The 8,826-nt window shown below is 60.6% G+C and carries 9 protein-coding genes and 2 pseudogenes; 6 read left to right on the forward strand and 5 right to left on the reverse strand.

The window, feature by feature from the left end:
- Nucleotides 1–451: pseudogene (locus PQR53_RS38450) on the forward strand (transposase); the annotation flags it as partial.
- A 372-nt stretch (nucleotides 452–823) separates the two neighbouring features.
- Here PQR53_RS38450 and PQR53_RS38455 read toward each other — a convergent pair.
- The 4 genes and pseudogenes from PQR53_RS38455 to PQR53_RS38470 form a co-directional block, all read right to left on the reverse strand.
- Nucleotides 824–1,435, reverse strand: a pseudogene (locus tag PQR53_RS38455) (IS110 family RNA-guided transposase); the annotation flags it as partial.
- A 200-nt stretch (nucleotides 1,436–1,635) separates the two neighbouring features.
- Nucleotides 1,636–2,598: a tyrosine-type recombinase/integrase gene (locus PQR53_RS38460; RefSeq protein ID WP_459251641.1), complete on the reverse strand. Its 963-nt coding sequence runs from the start codon at nucleotides 2,596–2,598 to the stop codon at nucleotides 1,636–1,638.
- On the reverse strand, nucleotides 2,591–2,962 hold the full coding sequence (locus tag PQR53_RS38465) for a DUF2513 domain-containing protein (RefSeq protein WP_408465777.1): 372 nt from the start codon (nucleotides 2,960–2,962) through the stop codon (nucleotides 2,591–2,593). Before PQR53_RS38465 ends, PQR53_RS38460 begins: the two co-directional genes overlap by 8 nt.
- Nucleotide 2,963: 1 nt before the next feature.
- Entirely contained in the window at nucleotides 2,964–3,353 is a 390-nt protein-coding gene (locus PQR53_RS38470; RefSeq protein ID WP_408465779.1) for a hypothetical protein, read from the reverse strand.
- A gap of 218 nt (nucleotides 3,354–3,571) precedes the next feature.
- Here PQR53_RS38470 and PQR53_RS38475 point away from each other — a divergent pair, with 218 nt between their 5' ends.
- The 4 genes from PQR53_RS38475 to PQR53_RS38490 all read left to right on the forward strand — a co-directional run bounded on the left by PQR53_RS38475 (nucleotide 3,572) and on the right by PQR53_RS38490 (nucleotide 6,540).
- Entirely contained in the window at nucleotides 3,572–3,907 is a 336-nt protein-coding gene (locus PQR53_RS38475) for a DUF4148 domain-containing protein (RefSeq protein WP_408465781.1), read from the forward strand.
- 96 nt (nucleotides 3,908–4,003) lie between these two features.
- Nucleotides 4,004–4,774 (forward strand): DUF4118 domain-containing protein, encoded by a 771-nt coding sequence (locus tag PQR53_RS38480; protein WP_408465783.1) that lies wholly within the window; start codon nucleotides 4,004–4,006, stop codon nucleotides 4,772–4,774.
- Between the two features lie 20 nt (nucleotides 4,775–4,794).
- Nucleotides 4,795–5,667 carry an alpha/beta hydrolase gene (locus PQR53_RS38485; protein WP_408465785.1) on the forward strand — a complete coding sequence of 291 codons (873 nt, stop codon included), beginning with the start codon at nucleotides 4,795–4,797 and terminating at the stop codon, nucleotides 5,665–5,667.
- Nucleotides 5,668–5,760: 93 nt separating this feature from the next.
- Nucleotides 5,761–6,540, forward strand: coding sequence for a MipA/OmpV family protein (locus tag PQR53_RS38490; protein WP_408465787.1), 780 nt, complete (start codon nucleotides 5,761–5,763; stop codon nucleotides 6,538–6,540).
- A gap of 348 nt (nucleotides 6,541–6,888) precedes the next feature.
- Here the strand turns inward: PQR53_RS38490 and PQR53_RS38495 are convergent, their stop codons facing one another.
- Nucleotides 6,889–7,572, reverse strand: a complete 684-nt coding sequence (locus tag PQR53_RS38495) for a glutathione S-transferase family protein (RefSeq protein ID WP_408465789.1) — start codon at nucleotides 7,570–7,572, stop codon at nucleotides 6,889–6,891.
- A 14-nt stretch (nucleotides 7,573–7,586) separates the two neighbouring features.
- Between PQR53_RS38495 and PQR53_RS38500 the strand changes: the two genes are divergently transcribed.
- A complete protein-coding gene (locus PQR53_RS38500; RefSeq protein ID WP_408465791.1) occupies nucleotides 7,587–7,847 on the forward strand; it encodes a hypothetical protein in 261 nt (86 codons plus the stop codon).
- Nucleotides 7,848–8,826 lie beyond the last annotated feature (979 nt).

Below are 8,826 nucleotides of genomic sequence, written 5' to 3' on the forward strand. Positions count from 1 at the left end.
GCAGATTGGCAGTCTCTGCGAAGGAAGCAATGGGCAGATCGAAGCTGAAGGTTGTTGCGGATCGGGGTTATTTCAGCGGCCCCGGAGATACGGGCATGCGATCTGAACGACATCAGTGCGTACGTTCCCAGGCCACTCACCTCCGCCTCGCGATCGATGTTCGCCCAGCGACTATCGCCGCATCCGACGATGGGAGCATGAAACTACACTGGAAGCCATGCAGCGCCGACTCGACCGGAAACCCGATGCAATGACCATCCACCGAAGTACTGTCGAGCATGTCTTCGGTACGCTTAAACACTGGATGGGCCAGGCACACTTCCTGACCAGGACGCTCGTGCGAGTGAGTACGGAGATGAGCCTTCAGGTATTGGCCTACAACCTGAAGCGGGTCATGAACATACCTGGCGTTGCGGGGACGATGAAGGCCATGAAGATGGCTGGAAACTAAAGCCCCGACGGGCTTTGTTGTGCTCGCGACGTTCGATTAGTGCACACTCACCGTATCAAACTCGATCGGCCTGATCGGCAACCGCCCGCTTAGCGGCAAAAATGGGGTTTCCACACACTCTTATATGGACACCGCCCGGTTTGCCAGGTTGTTCTTGATGTGACGCCTCGACGAGGTATCGGCTGCGGTTTTATATGCGGCTTTTTGCAAGCCGAAGCCGCAGGCCCTGATGGAATTCACCAAGAACGTCCTCATCTGGGCCGCGTGCTTCAGGCACAAGAGTGTGTTCAGGTTTACGTTCTTGCGGTCCGACCTGTCTCGCCATCACATGGATTCAACCTTAGCAACCTACCGGTCCCCAAACATTTCCTGCCAAGCCCCAATACGCTTCTCGATTTGATCGATATCGTCCTCAAACGCGTTGATGCGTCGAAGCTGTTCCTGGAGATTGAGTACGATTGGTCGTGGCAGTGTGTCTTCCAGCTCCGCCATGCGCTCCCGGATCTCGGACATTCCTGCCAGACGTCCGGCTCGAAAGGTAACACCGAATTCGTACAGAAACCCACGGAGTTGATTGATCTGCATCGTCCGGAACTTAACGAGCGGCGAGCGCATTCGGTGCAGGCTAAGCATCGCTTGTTGATCCTCCGTCCTGGGCGCAACCGTACGCATTCCAGGTTGCTGCACGGCAGTCCATATTGCTTTGGCGCTCGCTGCGTCGGTCTTGTTCGTTTGCACGAATGGCCGGATGAACTGGGCATGCAAGAGCACTACCTCGTGCCCCAGCGCCTGAATCTTACGTGCCCTCCAATGAGCACTTCCGCAGGCCTCGAGCGCCACACGAGCAGCAGGGCGCTGTGCCAGAAACGTGATCAGGTCGTCACGTCCGAACCGGCGATTGGCAACCTCACCGGTTTGTGCGTCAACCCAGTACATCTGGAACACGCGCTTTGCAACATCCAGTCCATAGGTCGTAACATTCATTTGGGACCTCCGTTCCTCAAGTGGTTGTGTCGCAACTCCACTTTGGCACATTGATGCCGTTCGGTTCTGGGGCCCTCAATGAGGCTCACATCCCCGGAGGGAGGGCGGTGTCCATTCCATCTAGGTCGGTCAGAGACATTCGAGCTGCGTATATCCCAGACTCCTGGCGTGCGCAAATCCCTTCTCCTTGCGGTGCCTCGCTACACGCGGATCCGCTCGACCTCGTCCAGGCTGATTTCGTCGTGACGCCTGTCGTAGAGCTGGGTCGTGCGCGTGGAAGCATGATTCGCCATCGCCGCGGCATTCTCGAGCGTGCCGCCGTTCTTCAGGTACGCGGTGATCCCGGTCGCGCGGAACGTATGGTTGCCGATCTTCGTGCCGATACCGGCCGCGACTGCCCGGCGCTGCACCATCGCATAAGCGTTTGCCTGTGGCAGCGGAGCGTTGCTGAGCTGGCCGGTGCCGCGCCGGATCGTGCGGAACAGCGCCCCTTTCGGATCGGCACCGATGCCAGTTCCATCGAGGTACGCATGCAGGTACGCCTCGAGCGTGTGGTGACACGGCATCTCGTGACGCTTGCCGCCTTTCTCGCGCAGCCGCACCCAGAGGCGCCGGTGCTGCATATAGACGTCGTCAACCCGCATCGCGAGCGCGGCGCCGATTCGCGCGAAAGAAAACACCATCAGCGCGATCAGCGCGCGATCGCGCAGGCCGATCGGCGTCGTCACATCGATGCAGTCGAGCAGCTGCCGCGCCTCGGTCGCATCCAGCACCGGCGTTTTCCCTTTTTTCGTGGTGTGACTGGGACCGCGCACCGACGCGGCCGGGTTGTGCGGCACGATCTGGCCGGTGACGAGCCAGTCAAACAGGTGGCGGATCGCCGCGAGCCGCTGCTTGACGGTCGGCGCAGCGAGGGTTTGCGTCTGCAGTTCGATCCACGCCGCGACGTGTAGCGGCTGCACCGCCGTGATCGACGGTACGCCGGCGCCAGCGCACCAGGTCAGAAAGTCGCCCGCGGCGCGCGCGTACGCCCGGCGCGTATGCGGGTTGCGGATCGCCGATGCGAAGAACTCCAGAAAGCGCACGCCGGCGCGCTCGCCGGCAGCGGTGACCAGTGTTGGCACTGACACACCTGCCGAAACAGCGAGGCTAGTGTTAGCCACCGATCAACCCCTTCAGCTTCATCTCAAGATACGCTTTCGCAGTCGTCACCAGCAGGTCGACTGTGAAGCCACCGGCAGCAGCAGCCACTGTCTTGGTTTTGTCCCACACCTCGGGGCTGCGGACCGAATCCAGAAAGTCATGCCCGGGCCACGTCAGGCTGCGAAAACCAAGCCCGTCCATGCCTTCGATTCCGCCAGTATCGATAAAACCTGCATCTCTAATCAGAGACAGGTGGTAGCCGATCTGGTCGGCATCGAAGCCGTCCATCTGAATGTCTTCGGTGTCGGGCGCCAAGAGCCATACGTCGCCCGATCGCAGCGGCAACGTTTCCAGCTTCAGCAGCAGTTCGCGGATCAGATCCATGTCACGCTTCATTCTGGGTCTCTCCCTGGCTGGCCTGCAGCGCCTGGGCCTGCTTCAGCAGCTGCCCGATTTCCTCCGGCGTGCGCGCCTCGACCTCGAGGTCGCCGACCTTCAGCCGCAGCGTGCGGCCGGCGCGGCCCTGCAGCCAGGCGACCGCAGCGCCCCCGAGCACCGGACCGATTACCTGCGCGAGCGGAATGACGAACTCGCCCATTAGCCCTCCACTCGCACCGACGCTATCGACCGTGAACGCGACCGCGCTGACCCGTGTGCCATCGGCGCGTACCAGCTGGTAGAACTGTCTCAGCTCGGCCTGGTAGCCGGGGCTGAACGCGGCGTGGTCGTCTGCCGAGCGCACCAGGGTCAGGCGCAGGGTTGCAGCAGGGTCCATGGGCTCTCCTCTTTATATTTGATAAACGACATTCATCATATATATGAACCTAGCTGGCCACCTTTCTTCGATGGCTTTAGAAGCAGCCTATTTGATCAATATAAACTATTAAATTAACCACTACAATAGTTCGGGTTTATACTCACGCCGGTTGTCGCCGCAGCACACTGCCCGGCCCTTACCAATCGCCCTTCGCGGCCAGCAACCGGAGTTTCACCATGCTCAAGTCACTCGTTCCCGCCGTCGCTCTCGCTTCGGCCCTGGCCGCGCCGGCCGTATCGTTCGCTCAACAATCGGACGGGCCGGTGACGCGTGCGCAGGTGCGCGCCGAGCTCGTCCAGCTCGAAAAGGCTGGCTGGCGCCCCGCCATGGGTATGGGCAACAACCCGGATTACCCGGCTGGCATCCAGGCGGCCGAAGCCAAGGTGGCTGCGCAAAATGAAGTGACTGGTAGCTACGGGGGTGTAGCCGGTGGTGTGTCGGCATCCGGCGCCCCCACAGCGGCACGCTCTGAGGCCACTGGCAATACGAAGTCGATTTACTTCGGTCATTAAACCGTCAGGTTGGCGGGTGCGAGTCGCCCCGGCACCACAAAGTTTGCCGGACATCTGAATGACCGCACAACCAGGCGTCAAAGCAAATGACAGATTATGAAAGTTCGTAATGCGTGCGGCTGGGCGCCCCGGGGCCTTCGCGGCTGGTATTTCGCAGCGCTCGCGCTCATCGTCGCAAGCGGGGGCCGGCTGTTGCTGGGTCCGCTGCTCGGGCCCATCATGCCCGGAACGGCCTACTTCATCGCTGCGGCGCTGATCGCATATTTTTTTGGAATGGCGCCGGCGCTCGCCGTCATGGGGTTTGGCCTCGTGATAGCCGACTACCTGTTCGTACCGCCTTATCAGCAGATTGGCGTTCTCGACCAGTCCGACATCGACCTGATTGTCTCGCTTCCGCTCGTCAGCATTTTGGTCATCTGCCTGATCGAGAGATTGCGCCGCGCGCAGTTCCGTACCGAACTCATCGGCCTCGTGGCGCAATCCCGCTATGAAATGCTTTTACGTGCTGATAACGAGCGGTTGTTGGCCGACCGTGCGGTCGATGAGACGCATCGGCTGCTTCGACATCTTCCTCATTACCACGACGACATTATCCTGATCCAGGCACTCGATCGCCGGGCGGCGCTCGACGACCGCGGCGGCGACGGTGTTGCCAGGTCGGAGAGGATTGCAGCGGCCACCGCGCCGGGGCTGCGCTACAAGCATGTTCATTCCGATGACATCGAGCTCCTGTTGCCGACGCTCACGCCCGGCAACCATCGCGCGCGCGTGGACATGGGTGCCGGAAAATTCAAGCCAATGGATTGCATCTGCGAGCGCTTTACGACGCACGCAGGTGACTTTCTGGTCTTACGGCTGGGGGGTTGAATTTGTCAGATACAAAGTCGTTGTTCAACGCAGCCGGAGATCACGCGGTCCTCCTGATCCATGGCCTCTCCAGTTCGCCGCTCGAGATGCGGTTCCTTGCCCGGGCGCTTGAGCGCAACGGCTTCGTGACCTGTGCGCCCACGTTCGACGGCTATAGCGCGGGGTCCCCCGAACGCAAGATGGAAGCATGGCTCACGGCAGTCATTCGAAAATTCGACGAGCTGTCGGGCCGGTATGCACGCGTTTCCGTTTGCGGTCTTTCGATCGGGGCAACATTGGCGCTGGCGCTTGTAAGGCATCGCCCGGCGGCTCAAGCCGTTGTTCTCCTGTCTGTCACGCTCGCCTATGACGGATGGGCAATACCGTGGTATCGATTCCTGCTGGGGGCTGCTTTTTACACGCCCATGCGCGGAAGGTGGCGATATCGCGAAGGGGCGCCATTTGGACTCAGGAACGAGGCGCTGCGAGCAAAAATTGCCCGGGCAATGCAGAAGGACGGGTTCAGCGAGGTTGGCCCTTCCACCATTTCCCTGCCGGCGCTCCACGAAGCGTCGCGCCTCGCCAGGAGCGTGCGCAGTTTTGTCCGCGATATAAAGAACGACTGCCTGATCATCCACGCCATCGACGATGAAACCGCGAATCCCAACAACGCGAAATTTGTCAGCTCGCACATTGGCTCCGCGTTTCTGCGTTCGATTTATCTGGACGATTCGTACCACATGATTACGTCCGACAACGAACGCGAAATCGTCGCGCGGGAAGTAGGCATGTTTCTGCGGGAAAGTGAAGTGACCCGCAGCGGTGGAGGCGGAGAAGCCGCGCCGGTAGTCTCCAGGGCACTCGCGAGGCGTTTGCGGCACCTCGCAAAAGCGGGGGTGCAAAGTGGTGCTTGATTCGAGGTGTGAGGCTTCGCATGCGGGCATGGGCGCCACCGCTCTCGTAACGACGGGAAGGGCGCAGTGAGGGTAAGCCGTGCGCTGCAGTGCTTGCCGATTGCGTTTGGGTGCTTTTGCCTCACGCATGCGTTCGCCGACGACCAGGACGCGAGCGTAAATCCTGCCGGGGCCGATAAATGGAAGATATCGGTGGGTCCGGGCCTGATGCTTTCTCCCCGATATCCGGGCGCGCGGCAGCTGCGACTCCTGCCGATTCCATCGCTCGATATCTCCTACGATGACCGGATTTACTCGCAGGGTCTCGACCTGATCGGGATCAATGTGCTTAAAGGCAAGGGCGACACCTACCATGTTGGCGCTGCGCTCAGTCTGGATTTTCAATCGCGCAGCGAGTCCGACGATCCGCATTTGCATGGGTTAGGAAACGTCAACGAGGGGCCGAAACTCAAACTTTTTGCCGACTATTCGGTGTCCTTGCTGACCGGTTCGGTTGCGGCCTACCAGGACATTGCGGGAACGGGCCAGGGACTTCTGGTCAGTGGTGATCTGCTGGCTAATCTGCCGCTGACCTCAAGGTTCCTAGTGTCATTCGGGCCGGGCGCGACATGGGCAAATGCAGAATACACGCGATCGTTGTTTGGCGTGAGCGCCGGACAGAGCGCTGCTTCGGGCCTGCCAACCTTCAACACGAGTGCAGGACTACGCGACGTTCACCTTAACGCCTACGCGAGCTATGACATCTCGAAGAAATGGGTCGGCTCGTTGGCCGTAACCGTTGGCCGGCTGCAGCACGACGCGGCATACAGTCCCATCACGGAGCGCCGGGAGGAACTGAACGTAGTGGCCGCAATTAACTACCGCTTCAGATAGTTCGTGCTGTCCGCGCGAGGCGGCCTTTCGACATCAAATAGTCAGCAGGCAAGCGAGACATGATGCGGACGGTCGGTTACCTTTACCTCTCGGCCGTTCCGGGTCGATCAGCGTCATTCGCTCCGCTTAAACCGCGCCCACGATTGACATAAAACCTGATGGCGCTGCATTTCACAGCAAGCGAATCGACGTTCAGTTACTTCGAGGCGACGCGCACGTATATCGAGCAGCATGGCGGGGAAATCGCGCACGATGCCCGACACTGGTCGCCCCACGCGCGGGCACACAACCGGGAATGGCTGCGTCCGCGCAGAGGAAGGACCGGCCGCGCCGTCGGCGCAATGATGTTCAGATGCCGAGGCGAGCGTTCTGCGGAAACAGCGCCTTGCGTGCATCGTCGTCCATCTCGGCCTTGAACGCGTGGCGCGCCTTGAGCGCTTCAGCGCGTTGCGCCGCCGGTCTGGCATTGATCTCGTCGAGCAGACGCTTGACGTGCGGCAGCTTTTCCCATGCTTCAGGGCCCAGAACGAAAGGCACGGCGCGTGCCCATCCCCATACCGCCATGTCCACAAGGGTGTAATCGTCGCCGAGCATGTACCGGTGTTGGGCTAACCGCGCGTCGATAATGCTCCAGTGACGCCACGCTTCGAAGTCGTAGCGGTTCACGGCGTAGTCCTTGGGCTCCGGCGCGAAGTGTTTGAAATGCACGGCTTGCCCCGAGTACGGTCCAATGCCGGTGGCGACGAACATCAGCCACGAGTACATCTGCGCGCGCTCCGCCGGCGTTGTCGGCATGAACCGCCCCGTTTTTTCCGCTAAATACAGCAGGATGGCGTTGCTATCGAAGATCGTCGCATCGCCGTCGACAAGTGCCGGCGCCTTCGCATTCGGGTTGATCGCAGTGAAAGCCGGCGCGTGCTGCTCACCCTTGCGGGTATCGATAGGCACGAGTTCATAGGGCAATTCGGTCTCTTCGAGAAACAAAGCGACCTTGGCCGGGTTCGGGGCCGGACTGTAGTAAAACTTGATCATGAGGCGACCTTTGCATGAGTGAGGCCGACGATTATATGGGCTCCCGCTTCGCTTTGCTGGGCCGCCTCCGGCATTCACGGATGAGGATAGATAGAGGGGAGCTTGTCGGCGACTTAACGACCATCGGCCGGCACGCAGACGCAAAAATCGAAACGATGGGCATGCTGCGCACGATGGTCCGATTCAATGTCACACCGGGTAAGCGGCTCAACAATCCACCATCCGACGACAGCGCCTTTGAGGTGCATCTGCGGTTCGACAGCGAAGCGGAGTGAGTGACCTATGCCGATATGCGCCCCTGGCCGAACCGCCCGGTGCAGCAAACCGTCCCCCTTGGCTCAGAGAACTTCCAACTTCATATAGTCGAAGTAGCTCTCCAGCAGTTCGTGAAGGAATGCTCTGGCACGCGACGACGCCCGTCCGCCGCAATAAAACGGACCGGGACCGATCTCGGCGACGAAAGCAGGTCCCGCGCTTGGCATGTCGATGGGGGCCTTGATCGGAGCAAGTTAGGCGCCTCCTTCCGAGCGTCAATCCCAATCACCCTGCAGTCCGCGACGGGGGTGATTTCTTTTGGCCACTGACCTGTCATCGGCTCCCGCAGGCGCGTGGTTGATGTCATGCGCAACGCCAGTCCTGCCTTCCGGTCCGCCCGGTCACGTTCCCGAAATCGGCGGTCACGTTCGCCGAAATACGCACGCGGTTGTGCGCCCGGCCTCCCGTCAGCAACGCGGGCCGGACGGCCCCGCCAACGTGCATCCCGTCCAAAGCAACCCGCTTTGCCCCAGCGCTGCGGCAGTCCAACACCGCACGCGACCTCTTCAATCCCCCATAGCGTACAGGTGCCGGCCGCACCGGAACACTCCGCGGGTTGCTCAATCGGGGTTTGTACGACGCCTGCCCGCCTGCTTCTGTGGCGCGCGCCCATGCGCACGGTCGAGGGCAGGCATCCTACAAACACAACGGACGCTTGAACTGGCTGTTCGCAGGTTTGCTGCGTGGCCGGTCAATGTGCGGCCGCGCTCACGAGCCTGATCCGTTCGGCGCTACTCAACCGACACGATCGGTTTGGGTACCCCTGTCCTCCGGGCGCCACTGGAAGTAGAGACTGTGCATGGTCACCACGATTTTCGCTGTGCGAAAATATATGCGCCAGGTGAAATTACCTATAGATGACCGGCTTGGGCCACTGCTATAGTTTCGCCTAACGCAGTAAACGGCGTTGAGCGAATATTGTTCGGCTCGAAACATCGA

Origin of the sequence: Paraburkholderia fungorum (genome assembly GCF_046027605.1) — a bacterium.
Lineage (GTDB): Bacteria > Pseudomonadota > Gammaproteobacteria > Burkholderiales > Burkholderiaceae > Paraburkholderia > Paraburkholderia fungorum_F.

Coding starts and splice junctions, on each gene's coding strand:
- PQR53_RS38465 (WP_408465777.1), bottom strand. CDS start 2,962: ATGGATCTGATCCGCGAACTGCTGCTGAAGCTGGAAACGTTGCCGCTG.
- PQR53_RS38470 (WP_408465779.1), bottom strand. CDS start 3,353: ATGGACCCTGCTGCAACCCTGCGCCTGACCCTGGTGCGCTCGGCAGAC.
- PQR53_RS38475 (WP_408465781.1), top strand. CDS start 3,572: ATGCTCAAGTCACTCGTTCCCGCCGTCGCTCTCGCTTCGGCCCTGGCC.
- PQR53_RS38480 (WP_408465783.1), top strand. CDS start 4,004: ATGAAAGTTCGTAATGCGTGCGGCTGGGCGCCCCGGGGCCTTCGCGGC.
- PQR53_RS38495 (WP_408465789.1), bottom strand. CDS start 7,572: ATGATCAAGTTTTACTACAGTCCGGCCCCGAACCCGGCCAAGGTCGCT.
- PQR53_RS38500 (WP_408465791.1), top strand. CDS start 7,587: ATGAGTGAGGCCGACGATTATATGGGCTCCCGCTTCGCTTTGCTGGGC.